This is a genomic window from Paraburkholderia sp. 2C, from assembly GCF_054589215.1.
In genome coordinates this window covers 342,971-358,137 of sequence record NZ_BAAILL010000050.1, presented here as the reverse complement: position 1 = coordinate 358,137, position 15,167 = coordinate 342,971, and the positions used below count along the sequence as shown (strand labels likewise).

The following is a 15,167-nucleotide window of genomic DNA, read 5'->3' as shown; positions in this document are numbered from 1 at the left end:
GAGATTCCGACGATGACGAATCCGATGTCTCGCGCGCGGCCGGCCGGCGAGGGCGGTTCCTTGCGCGAGCAAAGGCTGCGGCGGCAACAGCAGTTCCAGCGGCTCGACCGGCGCAAGCGCGTCATGAGCATCGCGACGCTGGCGGCCGCGTTCTCGTTGTTCGCGCTGTATATCGTGTGGCTCGAAGTGCACGGCGCGAATACCCGGCGCGGCGACGAATCGCCGCTTGCCGAAGCGGTGGCGCGCGGCCCGGTAGCAGCCGATGGCGCCTATGGTGCGGAACTCGTGAAACGCGGCGAGTATCTCGCGCGCGCCGGCAACTGCAGCGCGTGTCACACGTCCGATAAGGGCCGGCCGTTTGCGGGCGGCGTCGCGATGCAGACGCCGTTTGGCACGATCTATACGCCGAACATCACGCCGGACCGCGACACCGGGATCGGCCAATGGAGCGACGCCGACTTCCTGCGCGCGATGCACGAAGGCATCGGCAAGGCGGGCGAGCGGCTTTATCCGGCGTTTCCGTATCCGTCGTACACCAAGGTAGCGGACCGCGACGTGCTGGCGATTCGCGCCTACCTGAATACGGTCGCGCCGGTTCGCTTCACGCCGCCCGCCAATGCGTTGAGCTTTCCGTTCAATCAACGCTGGCTCATGCTGTTCTGGAATCTGTTCAACTTCGACGAAGGGCGCTTCGTGCCCGATCCGAAACAGAGCGCCGAATGGAATCGCGGCGCGTATCTCGTCGACGGTCTCGCGCACTGCGGCGAGTGCCACACGCCGCGCAACTTCATGCAAGGCCTGACATCGGACGAGCGTTTCTCCGGCGCCGTGCAGGCCGGCTGGCATGCGTTCAACATCACGCCGGACAGGATCGGCGGCATCGGCAACTGGAGCGCCGCCGAAGTCGTTGCCTACCTTGCGACCGGCGTTGCGCAGGGGCGCGCCAATGCAGCCGGACCGATGGCGCAGGTCGTTGAGGACAGCACGCAGTTTTTGAGCGGCGAAGACTTGCGCTCGATCGCGGTGTATCTGCGCGCGCTGCCGCCTGTGCGCGGCGGCATCAGCGGCAACAAGGCGCAAGCGCGTGACACCTATGGTGCGCCGGCTGCCGACGTCACGGCATTGCGCGGCGCCGCGACCGGCGGGGCAGACGGTGGTGCCAAGGGGGGCATCAACGGCGGCGGAGCCAGAGACGTCAACGCTGTCAATCATGTCAGCGGCGCGCGGCTATTTATCGCGAACTGCGCGAGCTGTCATCGATGGACGGGCGTTGGTGTCGGCGCGAGCGCGCCGGGCGCCTATCCGTCACTGATGCATAACAGCGTGGTGGGGGCGGCCGATCCCACGAATCTCGTGATGGTGATTCTGCATGGTGTCAGCCGGAAGACACGGAACGCGGATATCTTGATGCCGTCGTTTGGCGATCAGTTGACTGACGATCAGATTGCCGAACTTGGCGATTACGTAACGAAGCAATTCGGGAATCCTGACTCGTCGATCACTGCGCAGCAGGTCGCCCGACTGCGCAGCCAGCCGCAGTAACCGGCTTAAGAAGTCGTTAAGGAAACGCCGGCACGCCTGGCGAGCGCGATTGCCACGAAGCCGCGCGTCAACGTGCAACTCGCCGCCGCGTTGTAGTGTCAAAGTTCCTCGAACGATCGACAGCGCTCATACAGGCGATGCGTCATCGCACTATCATCGAGAGATGGAGCCTACTCTGGTCACTACCGTTCAACATCACCCGGTGAATCGGGTCGGCCGCGACTTCGTTATCGGCGACCTGCATGGTTGCGTCGACGCGTTGCGCTATCTGCTGCACGAGGTCGTGTTCGACCCCGCGCGCGATCGTCTTTTTTCAGTCGGCGATCTCGTCGACCGCGGGGTGCAGTCGGAAGCCGCGCTCGCGCTGCTCGACAAGCCGTGGTTCTACGCGGTGCTCGGCAATCATGAAGACACCTTGTGCGGCGTCGCCGAAGGGCGCTTGCGGCGTAAGTGGTGGTACGACATCGGCGGACAGTGGGGCGAATCGTTGTCAGACGAAAGGCTGCGCGATTATGCGCAGCGGCTGCGGCTGCTGCCGCTCGTGCGTGTGATCGGCAGCGGCAGCGAACGCTTCAATATCTTGCATGCCGAGTTTTTCGGCAGCGATGCCGATCTCGATCGCGGCGACTTTTCCAATGCGACGCGTCAGCGCATGTTATGGGGACGCGACCTCGCACTGGGCAATTACGATCCCGCGCGCGTGCGCGGCCTGTCGACCACTTTCTGCGGGCATACGCCCGTGCGCGAAGTGGTCCAATGTGGTGCGCAGCTTTTTATCGACACGGGCGCGTTCGGGCAGGGCGGCAAGCTCTCGATTGTCGAAGCAACCACGTTGCAGCGCTGGTCGGTCAGCGTGGAGATGGCGCGCGCGGAAGGAGCGGCGGCGTTCGCGTTGCCTTGAACGATGCGCGCCGCGTCGGCGCGCGACGCACGCCGGTTCCGTGAGCGCGTGTTGATTGCGCGAGTGCGCTATCCCACCTGGTTCAGTTCAAACACCACGTCGATCTCGTGGCCGTTCCAGTTGTATTCGAGGTAGGCCGCGTGATGGCAATCGCGCAGCAGCGTGGTGCGGAAAGCGGCGAGACATTCGCCGCTCGCGTCGCGCACCGACGGATACACGATGCCCGGCGCGCCCGCTGCACGCGCCGCACGGCCGAGCGCCTGGCCAGCGGTGTAGTCGGTTGGCGATAGCACGGCGGCTGCATCGAATGCGATCTCCGGATTGGACGCGTGTTGCAGGTCGGCTGCGCGCGTCGCACTGGTCGCGCCCGCTGCCGGTGGGGTTGCGCCGCTCACACCGCCGCGTGCGTCGCCGCGCAAATCGATGACCTCGCCTTCCGCCCATACCGTATACAGCCGCATCTGCTGACGCAGCGGCGGCTGCTCGGTTGCCGCCAGAAAAAGCGCCGAGTGATAGCGCGTTTCCGCGATCGCGGTGGCGCGCGACGCCGCGCAATAAAACACGCCGTATGTGCCATCGGAGAAACGGCTGCCGAGCGGGTTCAGATGCGTGAATGCGGCCATGATCGGCCCCCAGCCCGGACCGAAGCGGCGCTCGTCGCGCGGCACGAGATCGAGCTCGCCGACTTCGGTGCGCAGACGGTCGTTGGTCATCGCTTCGAGCGCGTACAGCGCGTCGAAGTCATCGGGCGACGCGACACGGTCGAACAGATTGACCGCGGGAAAACGCGTCGGCACAACGCGATGCGCGGGCACCCACGCGAGCGGCGACGTGGGCCAGCGTTCCTGCCATTGCGATTGCGTCACGCCCAGCCGCCTCGCATTGCGTCGAGATACTGGCGCACGGCGACCAGATCGCTAATGTTGCCGGCCAGCAGCCGGTCGAGCGCGCGGCGGCCACCGAACGGCGGCGCGCTGTTCGGACGCTTGATCCACGCGTCCGCGGCCGCGGGTTGCGGCAGCAGAATTTGCAGCGACTTGTAGATGCCGAGCAGCAGCGACAGCCGTTCGAGCGTGTCGCGCCCGAGCCGCGCGGTTTGCGGCTCCGCCTTCCACTTGAAGAACGTCGACCTGCCCGGCGAGCCCAGCAGCACGATCTGTTCGTCGATGCCCAAGTCCCAGTCGCGGGCGATATTGAAGAACGCGCGCAAGCCCGCGGCCGACATGCCGGCAAGCGTCGGTTCAGTCTGGTTGCGCCGCGACGGTCGCGCGGCGCCGGAAATGTGAGCGGCTGAAGACATAACCGGATTCCTGAGATGAGTCCTCAAATGAACTCTCAATTCATTCTAGTCTATTTATGGATTTATACAAGGATGATATGAGCGCCCGCGAGCAGTCGAACTGTGCCTCGAGGACGAGGTCCGCGCCGCGCGTATCAGGCGTGCAGGCAATGGGGACCGGTTGGCGCCCGCGACGCGCTCGCTCAACCGGCATGCGGCGGCACAAGATGGCGCTGTACAAGGCGATCGCCGATTCCCTCGCCGCGATCCCCGGCGTGCGGCCGAGGACGTGTTCGTCAATCTCGTCGAAGTGCGGCAGGAGGACTGGTCGTTCGGCAACGGGCCCGCGCAACGGGTGATGGCGTAGCGGCGGCCCGCAGCGTGCGAGCCTTCAGGCGGCTCGCGCGGTCTTCACGCGTTTTTCGTGCGATGTTCGCGCAACCGCGTCAGGCGATCGTGTCGACGACGCCGCCGTCGACGCGCAGTGCCGCGCCGGTCGTGGCGGATGCCTGCGGCGAACAGATATACACGACCATATTCGCCACTTCCTCGGGCATCGTGATGCGGCGAATGATCGACGTGCCGCGGCTCGAGACGACAAACTCGTCGGCCGCCTGTTCGATCGACTTGCGCTCTTTCTGCGCCGTGTCCTTGAGCATGTCGCGCACGCCGTCGGTCATCGTCGGGCCGGGCAACACCGAGTTGACGGTCACGCCGCTTGCCGCCGCGAATTTCGCAATGCCGCGCGCGATCGACAGTTGCGCTGTCTTCGTGAAGCCGTACGCGAGCATGTCGGAAGGGATGTTCAATCCCGACTCGGAAGAAACGAACACGACGCGTCCCCAGCGTCGCTCCATCATGCCCTTCAGATAGGCGCGCGTAAGACGCACGCCGGACATCACGTTGATCTGGAAGTAGCGCTCCCACTCGTCGTCGCTCGTCGCGAAGATATCGCTTGGGCCATATATGCCGAGATTGTTGATCACAATGTCCGTGTCCGGTACGTCCTTCAGGAATGCATCGCAGCCCGCGCGCGTGCCGAGGTCCGCGGCGATGCCGCGCACCGTGGCGCCGGGTGCGCTTGCTCGGATCGTCGCGATGGCTTCGTCGACGGCACGCTGATTGCGGCCGTTGATGATGGTGTCGGCGCCGGACGCTGCAATGCCGGTTGCGATCGCAAGGCCGATGCCCGCGGTCGACCCGCTGATTGCCGCGGTCTTGCCGGAAAGATCGATATGCATGAGTGTCGTCTCCTCCGAAGTGGAATGGGACCCGTGCGGCGCATTTGACGTAGCTCAAGTGCGCTTGCGCGCGAGGCCGGATTCATTCTATGACCACGTTAGGCTGTTTGTCAGAGTGGAGGCGTGCAGCGCGGCGTGACGGTCGCGCTGCGGCGCGTGTACCATCGGTCATGCACTGTGGGTGACCGTGCAAAGCTTCGCTTTTCGCGTTGTTTGTAGGCGCCTTCACCATTCGCCACGCTTGGAGTGTCCATGGTTCGTGTGCTGGAAATCGTGCTGAATCTGCCGGAGCCGACGGTTCTCGCGTGGCTCGAACAACAAGGGCAGTCGCCGGGGCGAATCGATGCCGCGCTGACCGAAACGGTCGATGCGTTGCCGGGCTTCCAGCGTCTTGCTGACGGTGAGCCGGCCGATGCCGTGACGCCGCGCACGCTATATGGCTTCGATAGCGATGGCGCGCTGGCTGTCGCCGGCTGGCGCGTCGTGACCGAAGTAACGGAAGACGGCAGGCGCGCGATTGCCACGCATCGGGAATGGCATGCGCCGGGCGTCGCGATTTGTCATGTCGTCTGCGATGTCGCGCTGGCGCGCGATGCGCCGCTCGACGACGCATGGAGCGATGCGCCTCGCGAACTCGCGCATGCGCTCGGCCGCGCGGGCGAACTGGCGACCATCGCGACGCTCGAGCACGAGCGGCATACGCCATGGCGGCGCGACACGGCGCACGGCGCGACCGTCGACATCGCATTCGATGTCGTGCACTGCATCCGCGCAGAGACCGATCCCTCGCTTGCCCTGCGCGAACTGCGCATCACGACGCATTGGCCCGACGACGAGGACGACGTACCGACTCGGGCCGCCCAAGCGGCTGCAGATGCATCGCAGGATGCTGACGCCGACGGCGCGACGGACGACGCAGCGCCCGCCGATCGGGCCGATTCGGCGCACACCGCGACGTCCGTGCTGGAACCCGAAGCGGCGAGCGAAGCCGCTTCACCTGTGCGTATGGCGCAAACGCCCGCGCAAACGCCCGCAGCCGCGTTGGCCGCGCTCTTTTCGGTCGCGAACGAACTCGCCGCTGCATTGCCCGCATTCCCGGTGCTTGCCGATGCATTCGACCGCGTGGGCCGTGTGGACATCGCGCGCGACGACGCGCCGGCGCGCGCCAGCGCGATCGATCTCGATGGCGCACGCACGCCGCATCGGGCGCTGCTCGCGATCCAACGCAATATCGCGGACCAGTGGTTCGGCAATGAAGCGGCCGTGCGCGATGCGCCGGACGTCGAGTTCATTCACCAGATGCGCGTTGCGCAGCGCCGGCTCAAAACCGCGGCGAAAATGTTTCCCGCGTGGATCGACGGCAGGTGGACCACACGCGTCGAGCCGCGTTTCAAATGGCTCAGCGATCTGCTGGGCGAAGCGCGCGACTGGGACGTCTTCACCGACTCGACGCTGCCCGAACTGGGCAAGGCCGATGTCGATGCCGCTGCCTGGGACGCGACGCGCGAAGCGGCCGAGCAACGGCGCATGGACGCGCGCAAGCAGGTTCAAGAGGCGATGCGCTCGCCCGTTTATGCGGAACTCGCGCTTGCCTGGCTCGAATGGATCAGCGATCTGTCGTTGCGCGGCACGCCTGAAAAGGCACGCGGCCGGTCGCTGCGCAAGTACGTGAAAAAGCGCATCGAAAAGCACTACAAGCGCGTGACGCGCGAGACGAAGCTGACCGCGCTCGATGCCGCGACACGCCACAAGGTGCGCATTCAGGCGAAACGGCTGCGCTATACGATCGAGTTCTTCGAGTCGATCGTTTCGCACAAGACGCGCCGCGACGTCTCGAAGACCTTATCGCGTATGCAGAGCGTGCTCGGCGACGGCAACGACGCGGTGGTCGCGCTGCATTTTCTCGAGGAACTGGGCGTGCCGCCGTATCAGCTCGGCTTCGCGCGAGGCTGGTGCGAAGCGCTCAAGCGCCATACGGCGAAGGAGGGCGAGCGTCTGCTCGCCGACTTGGGCAAGCCGAAAATCGCAAGCGGCGGCTGAGCCTCAGACGCCGTCGCTATAATGCGTCGCGCCCACCATACAATTCGTTGCACATACAACCATGACAGATCGCGTAGAGGGAGACGAACCGGAGCAGCGCGGACCGCTCGAGCTTGCCGGTTCGGTGTGGTTCAAGTCGGGCGAACAGACGCTCGGCGGCGCGTCGCGTATTGCACTGCTCGCCGCGATTCACGCCACCGGCTCGATCACGGGCGCGGCGAAGGCCGTCGGCATGAGCTATAAGGCCGCCTGGGATGCCATCGACACGATGAACAACCTCGCGGGCGAACCGCTCGTCGAACGATCGACCGGGGGCAAGGGCGGCGGCGGCACGACGCTGACGGCGCGCGCATTGAGCCTCATCGATACGTTTCGCGCGGTCGAGAGCGAGCATCGGAAGTTTCTCGAGCGCGCGGGCGCGGCAATCGAAGGCTTCGCCGGCGACTGGGCGCTGATCGGCCGCATCGGCATGAAGACGAGCGCGCGCAATCAGCTGTTCGGCAAGATCGCGTCGATCCACCGCGGCACGGTGAACGACGAGGTGTCGCTTGCGCTGCCGGGCGGGCAAACCATCGTTTCCGTGTTGACGCATGAAAGCACCGAGACGCTTGGACTTGAAGAAGGCGCTGCCGCGTTTGCGCTCGTCAAGGCGTCGTGGGTGATTCTGCTGGCCGACGATGCCGACATGCCGATGCGTCTGTCCGCTCGCAATCAGTTGCGCGGCACCGTTTCCGCGGTGACGCGCGGCGCGGTGAGTGCGGAAGTATCGGTGGCGCTCGATGCGACGACGGTGGTGACCGCGGTGATCACAAATGAAAGCGTCGACAAGCTTGGGCTCGCCGAAGGGCAGCCGGTGGTGGCGGCGTTCAAGGCGTCGAGCGTGATTCTCGGTGTGACGGAGTAGGGCCGTGGCGCGTCAAGCGGGCGTGCGGCCGACGGCTGACGCGTTACGACGTCGCGCTGCGCGCATAACCGGGAAACGGCTGCGGTGCCTTGCGCACGCCGCCATCGTAAATCTGCACGACCTGATCGCCGAAAAACGCGACATCGTCGGGGTCGTGCGTGATCAGCAGCGTCGGGATGTCGAGACGCGTCTGCAAGTCCGATAGCTCGCGGCGCATCCGCTCGCGCAGCGCGCCGTCGAGCGCGGAAAACGGTTCGTCGAGCAGCAGCAGCCGCGGCCTCGCAACGAGCGCGCGGGCCAGCGCGACACGCTGCTTCTGCCCGCCCGACAATTGCGCCGGATGATTGCCCGCGACGCTCTTCAGATCGAGCGCGTCGAGCCAGTGGTCGAGCTCCGCGTGCGCGACGCGCCGGCGCGGATTGATCCAGCCGCCGTGCAGCCCGAACGCAATGTTCTGCCGCACGTTCAGATGCGGAAACAGCGCGTAGTCCTGAAACAGATACGCGAGCTTACGCGTCTGCGGCGTCTGGTCGATGCCGCGCGCGCTGTCGAACAGCGTGTCGCCGTTCAGCGCGATCGTGCCTTCGTCGGGGCGCAGCAGGCCTGCGATCGCCTGCAGCGTCAGGCTCTTGCCCGCGCCGGACGGCCCGAACAGCACGACCCGCTGCGACGTCGTCGTGAACGACACATCGAGCGTGAAGCGGCGCTCGGCGCTGGTCAGGGTTTTGCGGATGTCGACGGTGAGCGGCATGGCGGGGTAGGGTTCAGCGCGATGTCATCAACGAGTGTTGCGGCACGAGGCGGCCGGCGAGCAGCAGAATCGCCACACAGGTGACCGACGTCACCAGCACAAGGATGTTCGCGGTGTGATCGTCGCCGGCCTGGACCGCGGCGTAGACGGCAACCGATAGCGTCTGCGTGCGCCCGGGCAGATTGCCGGCGATCATCAGCGTCGCGCCGAACTCGCCGAGCGCGCGTGCGAAGGCGAGCAGCGTGCCCGCCAGAATGCCGCGCATCGCAAGCGGCAAGGTGACGCGAAAGAAGATCGCGGTCTCGTTGACGCCGAGCGTGCGCGCGGCGCGTTCGAGTTGCGGATCGACCGATTCGAATGCCGCGCGCGCCGACTTCAGCACCAGCGGAAACGCGACGATCATCGACGCGATCACCGCGCCTTGCCACGTGAACACGAGCTGAATGCCGAGCCGGTCGAGCCATGCGCCCACTACGCCGCGGCGGCCGAGCAGCACGAGCAGGTAGTAGCCGAGCACGGTGGGCGGCATCACGAGCGGCAGCGTCAGCAGCGAATCGACCACGTCGCGCGCGCCCGAGCGCCAGCGCGACAGGCCGAGACCCGCCGCGACGCCGACTACAAAGTTGAGTGCCGTTGCCCAGCCGGCTACTTTCAGCGACAGCAGCAACGGGATCCACGCATGTTCCATGACTATCGGGACGATCCGGTAAGCGTTCGAGGTTCAGTGTGAGGTGGTGCGTGAAGCGCGAGGCGCGCGAGCGCGGGTTTCAACGCGCGGGCGCCGGCTTGAATCCGTACTTCGCCAGCACCGCTTGCCCCGCCGGCGACAGCACGAATGCGATAAACGCCTGCGCGTCCGCCGCATGACGGCTGCCTTCGACCTGCGCGATCGGATAGGTGATCGGCGATTGCGTCGGCACCGTCAATGCGACTTTCACCTTTTCCGGCATGATCGCAGCATCGGTGCCGAACACGAAGCCCGCATCGACTTCGCCGCGCGACACATAGTCGAGACTTTGCCGCACATTGGTTGCGAGCACCCCTTTCGCGCTGACTGCGTCCCATACGCCGGCCGATTTCAGCGCGCCTTCCGTGTAGCGGCCGACCGGCACGGAAGCCGGATCGCCGTACGCGACGCGCTTCACGCTCGCCGCCGCCAGTTCGTTGAGCGATGCCGGCGCGAAACGGCTGTCGCTCGGCACGATCAGCACGAGCGAGTTGGCCGCGAAATCCTTGCGCGTGGCGGGCACGATTACCCTTTCGGCAGCGGCCTTGTCCATCGCCTTCTGGTCCGCGGAAGCGAACACGTCGGCCGGCGCGCCGTTCGCGATCTGCTGCATCAGCACGTCGGACGCGCCGAAATTGAACAGCAGCTTTTTGCCCGGATGCTGCTGCTCGAAGGCGTCGCCGACTGCCTTGAACGCATTCGTCAGACTGGCGGCGGCGGACACGACCAGATCGTCGGCGCGAGCCGGCGCGCTGAACGTAAGAACAACGGCGGTTGCGGCGAGCGCGTGCGCGAAGAGGCTGAAAAGCGGGCGGGAAAGCGGGCCGGAAAGCGGGCGAGCGAGCGGTCTCATGGGCAGGTGTCGGGATATCGGTCAGCGGGAAAGAAAGCGAAATGAAGTGCTATCGTAATATACCCGAGGTTATAACGATCGGCGTTTGGGGCCGCCAGTTTCGACATCGGACAGGCAATTCAGACTGACTGCATCTGCGGCGGCGCGAGGCAATCGTGCGCGCGCGATAGCGGCGCGCCGATCATGCGGCTGTGGTTGTGCGCGGCCTTCCAGCGCGCGCGGACGAACGGCCGCGTATGCCCCGACATCTGCAGCGCGACATGCTCGACCCAGCGGTGCGTCGGGATATGGATGTTGTGGAACGCGGCGACGAGCACCACGAGGCTCATCATGACCGGCAGGATGGACAGCGGGTTGCGGCTTTGCGTCGTGTGCCATGCGAGGCGGATAAAGAGGAGCGCGACGACCGCGCCCATCACGCAGCCGACCGCCGCTTCCGACGGCGAATGCGCTTCGACGACGATGCGTGAGAAGCTGATCGCGATGCCGACGCAGAACCCCGCCACGATGCCGGCGACGCGGATGGCCGGTCGCGCCGGCAGCAGGATCAGGAAAAATGCGACCGGATAGATTGCCGTCGACATCATCGCGTGGCCGCTCACGCCGGTGAAATCCCAATCGCGCACGCCGATGCCCCAGCCGACGAACGCGAGCTTCGTCACGAGCACGACCGACACGGCGCCGGCAATCAGCGCAATCCAGCCGAGCGCGAGCCGCGACGAATACCCCACCGCGAGCCAGAGTGCGATCGCCACCGTCAGCGGCAGCGTCACGCTGGCGCCGCCGCAGCTACTGGTCACGTACCAGAAATGGAGGGGCAGATCGGGCATGGTGAAAAAGCAACAAACGTCGGATGAATAAGACCTGAACGGAAGCCGGCTGCGGCGTTCCACCGGAAAATGTTCGGGTAGGACCGCCCGCAGCGCGCGTATTTTATAAGTATAAAAACGCGAAATCGCGCGGTATGTGCGGCACGCGGCCGGTTACGGAGCCCATGGCGCGCGTGCCCGGATTGTTCGACCGGTTTCACGCCTGATTTCACACCTGATTTCACGCTTGTTAACGGATCAGACGCCGATTGGGTCGACAGCATCGCAGCAGGATTGATGTTATTGTGCATCGCACAAGAGCCCTCATCTGCAGGCAGAACCGATCCTTTTTGCGAGGTATGCATGGCAAAAAGTCTGACAAAAATATGGCTCGGCGGCCTGAAACGGTTGATCGCCATCCAGAAAGAGCAAGCGCACGCGACGTTGAAGCGGACCTCGACGCGACCCGTGCGGCCCGCCTCGACGCGGCCCCCGGTCAAAGTGCGCAAGACGACGGCGCGCGACGCGCAGCACCCGGGCAAGCGTGAATCGCGTGTGCGGCCGCGTGCGGCGGCGTGGGCGAGCGGCACGTGGACGCGCTCGTTCCACTCGGCCCCGGCTGCGCCGGGCCGGCTCGTGAATCACTTGCAATACGGCCTCTATCTGCCTGCCGGCAAGCCGCACCGCGGCGCGCCGCTCGTGGTGATGCTGCATGGCTGCAAGCAGACCGTCGACGAATTCGCCGAAGGCACGCGGATGAATCTGCTCGCCGACCGCTTCGGCTTTGCGGTCGTCTATCCGGAGCAGTCGAAACATGCGCACGCGCATCGCTGCTGGCATTGGTATGACGATTCGGAGAGCGCCGGCGGTGCGGAGGCGCGTGCCGTCGTGTCGCTCGTCGACGCGCTGGTCGCCGAACATGGCTTCGACCCGGAGCGCGTGTATGTGGCGGGCCTGTCGGCCGGCGCCGGCCTCGCGTCGCTGCTCGCGATGCGTTATCCGGAGCGGTTCGCGGCCGTTGCGCTGCATTCGGGCCCGGCGTTCGGCGAAGCGCATTCGGGTATCACGGCCATGGACGTGATGCGGCGCGGCACGCGCCAGGACCCGGTCACGCTTGTCGACCGCGCAGCCGACGTCGATGCGCATCCGGGCATGCCCGCGATCATCATGCAAGGCGAGGGCGACCCTGTGGTCGCGCCGGTCAACGCCGATCAGCTGGCCACGCAGTTTCTGCGGCTCAACGGCCTGATCGACGCAAGCGGCGCCCGCAAGGCCGGCGACACGAAAGAGGACCGCAAAGCGACCGTGGTGACGCGCGACTACGTGCGCGGCGGGCGGCGCGTCGTGCGCCTGTGCCGTGTGCAGGGGCTTGGCCATGCGTGGAGCGGCGGCGACGACGCGGTGCCGTTCCATTCGTCGAAGGGGCCCGATGCGAGCGGCCTGATATGGGAATTTTTCCGGTATCAGCGCCGCAGCGTCGCGGCGGAAGTCGCCAACGAAAGGCCGCGCCCCGCCAATGGCGGCCACTACAGTTCGCCTTAAAGAAAAGCTGGTGTTGCCTCAGGGTTTTCCCTATAATGCGGAGCAGCAACTAAGGGTTATCCCTTAATTCCTCACCTGCTAGGGGTTGAACCATGTATCTACTGAGCCGCCTTTTCCTGTTCCTGACGAAATCCGCCGACGAAGTCGCAAAAGAGCGCCAGGACGCTTATCTGTCGGAAGCAACCGACCTGTACGATCTCGAATTCCGTATGCGCAAGCTCGACCGCGAAGCGCAGCGCCGTCAACCGGCGTGGATGAGCCAGCAATAAGCGTGGTTTGAGCGTGGGTGTGCGGTGGCCGGCTGAACGGCCGGCTTGATCTTGCCGGGGCGCGTCGCCGCCCCCGCTTCCGCTTTCGTTTCCGCCCGGTGTTGCCCGGTGCTGCCCGCATTTCGTCACATCCCTCAGCGTTCCGCGCAGCGCCCTGCTTAGCGTTTGTCGGGCCGCACTCTGCCAAAGCGCTCGAGCGTCAGCTGCCGCGCTTGCGCATGATCGACAATCGGCCGCGGATAGTTTTCCCCGAGCACGACGCCCCATTCCGCGAGCTGTTCCGCGCTCGCCAGCCAGGGGGCGTGTATCCATTTCGGCGGCACTTGCTCCAGTTGCGGCAAATAACGCTTGATAAAGCGTCCCTGCGGGTCGAACTGCTCCGACTGCGTGACCGGATTGAAGATGCGGAACCACGGTTGCGCGTCGCATCCGGTCGATGCCGCCCATTGCCAGTTGCCGTTGTTCGCCGAGAAGTCGAAGTCGTTCAGCCGATCGGCGAAGTACTGCTCGCCGAGATGCCAGTCGAGGCCCAGATCCTTCACGAGAAAGCTCGCCGTCACCATGCGCAGACGGTTGTGCATGTAGCCGGTCGTATTGATCTGCAGCATCGCCGCGTCGACGAGCGGGTAGCCGGTACGCGCTTCGCGCCACGCGGCGAAGGCGGCGTCGGCATCGTGGCCGCGCTCCCAGCGCAGCGTGTCGAACTCGGGCTTGAACGGCGCGCCGCTCGCCACCTGCGGGTGATGCGCGAGAATCATGAAATAGAAGTCACGCCAGATCAGCTCGGTCAGCCACGCGGCCGCGCCCGCTCCGTCGGGCTGCAGCGACAGGTCGTGGGCGAGCCGCACCAGCGTGCGAATCGATACCGTGCCGAAGCGCTGATGCACGGACAGATAGCTCGGCCCCGCGGCGGCCGGAAAATTGCGCCGGTCCGCGTAGCTGTCGATGCGCGTCAGGAAGTCTTCCAGTAGCTGCTGTGCGCCGCTCATGCCCGGCGGCAGCCTCAGATCGGCGAGATTGCTGCGCTCGAAGCCCAACTGTTCAAGCGACGGCATGCCGCCGTTCAGGTCCGCCGGCGGCTTCGCAAGGCTCTTTGCGTAGCGCTCGACCGGATACGGCTCGAGGTCGAACGGCGTCAGCTTCCTGAGCCATGCGTTGCGATACGGCGTGAAGACCGTGAATGGCTTGCGCTGGCCGTTCAGCACCTCGTCCCGCTCGAATATCGCCTGGCCCTTGAACGTGATCAGTTCGCGCTGCGCCTTGCGCAGGCGGTCGGCGACCGCTTCGTCGCGCTCGGTCGCCGACGGCTCGTAATCGTGATTCGTGAAAACGGCGTCGATCTTCAGACGATCCGCAAGTGCGGGGATGACGTCGCGCGGATCGCCATGCGAGACGATCAGCCCGCCGTGGCCGTCGCGCAGCGACCGGTCGAGCTCGGCGACGCTTGCGACGATGAAATCGATGCGCCGGTCCCGTGGTTTTTGCGTCGGATTCTCTTCGCGGGCGCGATCGATCAGCGGTTGCAGGATCGTCGTGTCGAAAACAAAAACGCACCAGACCTGCCGGCAATGCTTGAGCGCGTAGTAGAGCGCGGCGTTGTCGCCGGTGCGCAGGTCGCGGCGAAACCAGACAAGGCCGTGGTCGAAGGAAGCATCGAGTTGCCGCGGTTCGGTCATCGGGATCGGGCGATAGAGGTTGGGGCGGGCGAAGGCAAGGGCGCTGGGCTTCATTGCACCGCACGCGGGATTATCTTCGTCTGGAACTCACGCAAGATCGGCGCCTGCCCGTGCTGCGCGCGGCTGGCGTTTATTCGACCACCGTCGAGAAAACGGCTACTCGCGTTCGAGATGGTCGTTGAGCGTGCCGCGCAACTGCGCGAGGTCGTCGCGCAAACGAAACAGGAATGCGTGCGCCTGGCCCGTGGCGCGGAAGATCTCAGTGGGCACTTCGCGTGCCGCGCGCTTGAGCGACGTGCCGGCTTTTGTCAGGCGGATAAACACCAGCCGCTCGTCGTCGGTGCCGCGCATCCGCTCGACGTAACCTTGCGCTTCGAGGCGCTTGAGCAACGGCGTGATCGTCGCGGAATCGAGATTGAGGCGCGCAGCGATATCTTTGACCGTCACGTCGTCGCCTTCCCACAGGACGAGCATCGCGAGATATTGCGGATAGGTGAGGCCGAGCCTGTCGAGCAGCGGCTTATAGGCTTTCGTCATCGCAAGCGACGCCGAATACAGCGCGAAGCAGAGTTGGGTGTCGAGCGTAAGCGGTAGAAGCGGGCGCTGGGTCATGATGCGTCTCGGCGAGGAAAT

15 protein-coding genes and 1 pseudogene are annotated in these 15,167 nt (G+C 65.4%); 7 read left to right on the top strand and 9 right to left on the bottom strand.

Translation table 11 applies throughout. The features are described 5' to 3' along the window. Positions 1–12: 12 nt before the first annotated feature. Both ACYPXD_RS28565 and ACYPXD_RS28560 read left to right on the top strand, forming a co-directional pair. On the top strand, positions 13–1,542 hold the full coding sequence (locus ACYPXD_RS28565; protein ID WP_459719456.1) for a c-type cytochrome: 1,530 nt from the start codon (positions 13–15) through the stop codon (positions 1,540–1,542). 163 nt (positions 1,543–1,705) lie between these two features. Beyond that, the gene (locus ACYPXD_RS28560) at positions 1,706–2,443 is read left to right on the top strand and encodes a metallophosphoesterase (RefSeq protein WP_459719453.1); all 738 of its coding nucleotides are present in this window, start codon (positions 1,706–1,708) and stop codon (positions 2,441–2,443) included. Between the two features lie 68 nt (positions 2,444–2,511). Here the strand turns inward: ACYPXD_RS28560 and ACYPXD_RS28555 are convergent, their stop codons facing one another. Together ACYPXD_RS28555 and ACYPXD_RS28550 are read right to left on the bottom strand one after the other, a co-directional pair. Then, positions 2,512–3,309 (bottom strand): RES family NAD+ phosphorylase, encoded by a 798-nt coding sequence (locus ACYPXD_RS28555; RefSeq protein ID WP_459719450.1) that lies wholly within the window; start codon positions 3,307–3,309, stop codon positions 2,512–2,514. Continuing rightward, the gene (locus tag ACYPXD_RS28550) at positions 3,306–3,668 is read right to left on the bottom strand and encodes an MbcA/ParS/Xre antitoxin family protein (protein ID WP_459719705.1); all 363 of its coding nucleotides are present in this window, start codon (positions 3,666–3,668) and stop codon (positions 3,306–3,308) included. Before ACYPXD_RS28550 ends, ACYPXD_RS28555 begins: the two co-directional genes overlap by 4 nt. Positions 3,669–3,946: 278 nt before the next feature. On the opposite strand from ACYPXD_RS28550, the pseudogene ACYPXD_RS28545 reads away from it, so the two are divergent. Continuing rightward, a pseudogene (locus ACYPXD_RS28545) lies at positions 3,947–4,089 on the top strand (tautomerase family protein); the annotation flags it as partial. Between the two features lie 79 nt (positions 4,090–4,168). Here ACYPXD_RS28545 and ACYPXD_RS28540 read toward each other — a convergent pair. After that, entirely contained in the window at positions 4,169–4,963 is a 795-nt protein-coding gene (locus ACYPXD_RS28540) for an SDR family NAD(P)-dependent oxidoreductase (RefSeq protein WP_459719447.1), read from the bottom strand. A gap of 252 nt (positions 4,964–5,215) precedes the next feature. Between ACYPXD_RS28540 and ACYPXD_RS28535 the strand changes: the two genes are divergently transcribed. Beyond that, complete coding sequence (locus ACYPXD_RS28535) at positions 5,216–7,003, top strand: CHAD domain-containing protein (RefSeq protein ID WP_459719446.1); 1,788 nt, start codon at positions 5,216–5,218, stop codon at positions 7,001–7,003. A gap of 61 nt (positions 7,004–7,064) precedes the next feature. Next, on the top strand, positions 7,065–7,907 hold the full coding sequence (locus ACYPXD_RS28530; RefSeq protein WP_459719443.1) for a TOBE domain-containing protein: 843 nt from the start codon (positions 7,065–7,067) through the stop codon (positions 7,905–7,907). 43 nt (positions 7,908–7,950) lie between these two features. On the opposite strand, the gene ACYPXD_RS28525 is transcribed toward ACYPXD_RS28530, so the two are convergent. The 4 genes from ACYPXD_RS28525 to ACYPXD_RS28510 all read right to left on the bottom strand — a co-directional run bounded on the left by ACYPXD_RS28525 (position 7,951) and on the right by ACYPXD_RS28510 (position 11,068). Then, positions 7,951–8,658 (bottom strand): ATP-binding cassette domain-containing protein, encoded by a 708-nt coding sequence (locus ACYPXD_RS28525; protein ID WP_459719440.1) that lies wholly within the window; start codon positions 8,656–8,658, stop codon positions 7,951–7,953. A gap of 13 nt (positions 8,659–8,671) precedes the next feature. Then, a complete protein-coding gene (gene modB / locus ACYPXD_RS28520) occupies positions 8,672–9,346 on the bottom strand; it encodes a molybdate ABC transporter permease subunit (protein ID WP_459719436.1) in 675 nt (224 codons plus the stop codon). 79 nt (positions 9,347–9,425) lie between these two features. Then, positions 9,426–10,238, bottom strand: coding sequence for a molybdate ABC transporter substrate-binding protein (gene modA / locus ACYPXD_RS28515; RefSeq protein WP_459719432.1), 813 nt, complete (start codon positions 10,236–10,238; stop codon positions 9,426–9,428). A 119-nt stretch (positions 10,239–10,357) separates the two neighbouring features. After that, positions 10,358–11,068 (bottom strand): phosphatase PAP2 family protein, encoded by a 711-nt coding sequence (locus ACYPXD_RS28510; protein WP_459719429.1) that lies wholly within the window; start codon positions 11,066–11,068, stop codon positions 10,358–10,360. A gap of 342 nt (positions 11,069–11,410) precedes the next feature. Between ACYPXD_RS28510 and ACYPXD_RS28505 the strand changes: the two genes are divergently transcribed. Together ACYPXD_RS28505 and ACYPXD_RS28500 are read left to right on the top strand one after the other, a co-directional pair. Beyond that, positions 11,411–12,589, top strand: a complete 1,179-nt coding sequence (locus ACYPXD_RS28505) for an extracellular catalytic domain type 1 short-chain-length polyhydroxyalkanoate depolymerase (RefSeq protein ID WP_459719426.1) — start codon at positions 11,411–11,413, stop codon at positions 12,587–12,589. 92 nt (positions 12,590–12,681) lie between these two features. Beyond that, positions 12,682–12,858, top strand: a complete 177-nt coding sequence (locus ACYPXD_RS28500; protein WP_308834649.1) for a DUF3563 family protein — start codon at positions 12,682–12,684, stop codon at positions 12,856–12,858. 158 nt (positions 12,859–13,016) lie between these two features. Here the strand turns inward: ACYPXD_RS28500 and ACYPXD_RS28495 are convergent, their stop codons facing one another. Together ACYPXD_RS28495 and ACYPXD_RS28490 are read right to left on the bottom strand one after the other, a co-directional pair. Further along, the gene (locus tag ACYPXD_RS28495; RefSeq protein WP_459719699.1) at positions 13,017–14,534 is read right to left on the bottom strand and encodes a cryptochrome/photolyase family protein; all 1,518 of its coding nucleotides are present in this window, start codon (positions 14,532–14,534) and stop codon (positions 13,017–13,019) included. A 156-nt stretch (positions 14,535–14,690) separates the two neighbouring features. Next, positions 14,691–15,146 carry a MarR family winged helix-turn-helix transcriptional regulator gene (locus ACYPXD_RS28490; RefSeq protein ID WP_459719423.1) on the bottom strand — a complete coding sequence of 152 codons (456 nt, stop codon included), beginning with the start codon at positions 15,144–15,146 and terminating at the stop codon, positions 14,691–14,693. Positions 15,147–15,167 lie beyond the last annotated feature (21 nt).

What these genes read in the sequence shown, in the direction of transcription:
- ACYPXD_RS28565 (WP_459719456.1), top strand. Translation starts at nt 13, where the DNA reads ATGACGAATCCGATGTCTCGCGCGCGGCCGGCCGGCGAGGGCGGTTCC.
- ACYPXD_RS28560 (WP_459719453.1), top strand. Translation starts at nt 1,706, where the DNA reads ATGGAGCCTACTCTGGTCACTACCGTTCAACATCACCCGGTGAATCGG.
- ACYPXD_RS28550 (WP_459719705.1), bottom strand. Translation starts at nt 3,668, where the DNA reads ATGTCGGCCGCGGGCTTGCGCGCGTTCTTCAATATCGCCCGCGACTGG.
- ACYPXD_RS28540 (WP_459719447.1), bottom strand. Translation starts at nt 4,963, where the DNA reads ATGCATATCGATCTTTCCGGCAAGACCGCGGCAATCAGCGGGTCGACC.
- ACYPXD_RS28535 (WP_459719446.1), top strand. Translation starts at nt 5,216, where the DNA reads ATGGTTCGTGTGCTGGAAATCGTGCTGAATCTGCCGGAGCCGACGGTT.
- ACYPXD_RS28530 (WP_459719443.1), top strand. Translation starts at nt 7,065, where the DNA reads ATGACAGATCGCGTAGAGGGAGACGAACCGGAGCAGCGCGGACCGCTC.
- ACYPXD_RS28525 (WP_459719440.1), bottom strand. Translation starts at nt 8,658, where the DNA reads ATGCCGCTCACCGTCGACATCCGCAAAACCCTGACCAGCGCCGAGCGC.
- modB (WP_459719436.1), bottom strand. Translation starts at nt 9,346, where the DNA reads ATGGAACATGCGTGGATCCCGTTGCTGCTGTCGCTGAAAGTAGCCGGC.
- modA (WP_459719432.1), bottom strand. Translation starts at nt 10,238, where the DNA reads ATGAGACCGCTCGCTCGCCCGCTTTCCGGCCCGCTTTCCCGCCCGCTT.
- ACYPXD_RS28510 (WP_459719429.1), bottom strand. Translation starts at nt 11,068, where the DNA reads ATGCCCGATCTGCCCCTCCATTTCTGGTACGTGACCAGTAGCTGCGGC.
- ACYPXD_RS28505 (WP_459719426.1), top strand. Translation starts at nt 11,411, where the DNA reads ATGGCAAAAAGTCTGACAAAAATATGGCTCGGCGGCCTGAAACGGTTG.
- ACYPXD_RS28500 (WP_308834649.1), top strand. Translation starts at nt 12,682, where the DNA reads ATGTATCTACTGAGCCGCCTTTTCCTGTTCCTGACGAAATCCGCCGAC.
- ACYPXD_RS28495 (WP_459719699.1), bottom strand. Translation starts at nt 14,534, where the DNA reads ATGACCGAACCGCGGCAACTCGATGCTTCCTTCGACCACGGCCTTGTC.
- ACYPXD_RS28490 (WP_459719423.1), bottom strand. Translation starts at nt 15,146, where the DNA reads ATGACCCAGCGCCCGCTTCTACCGCTTACGCTCGACACCCAACTCTGC.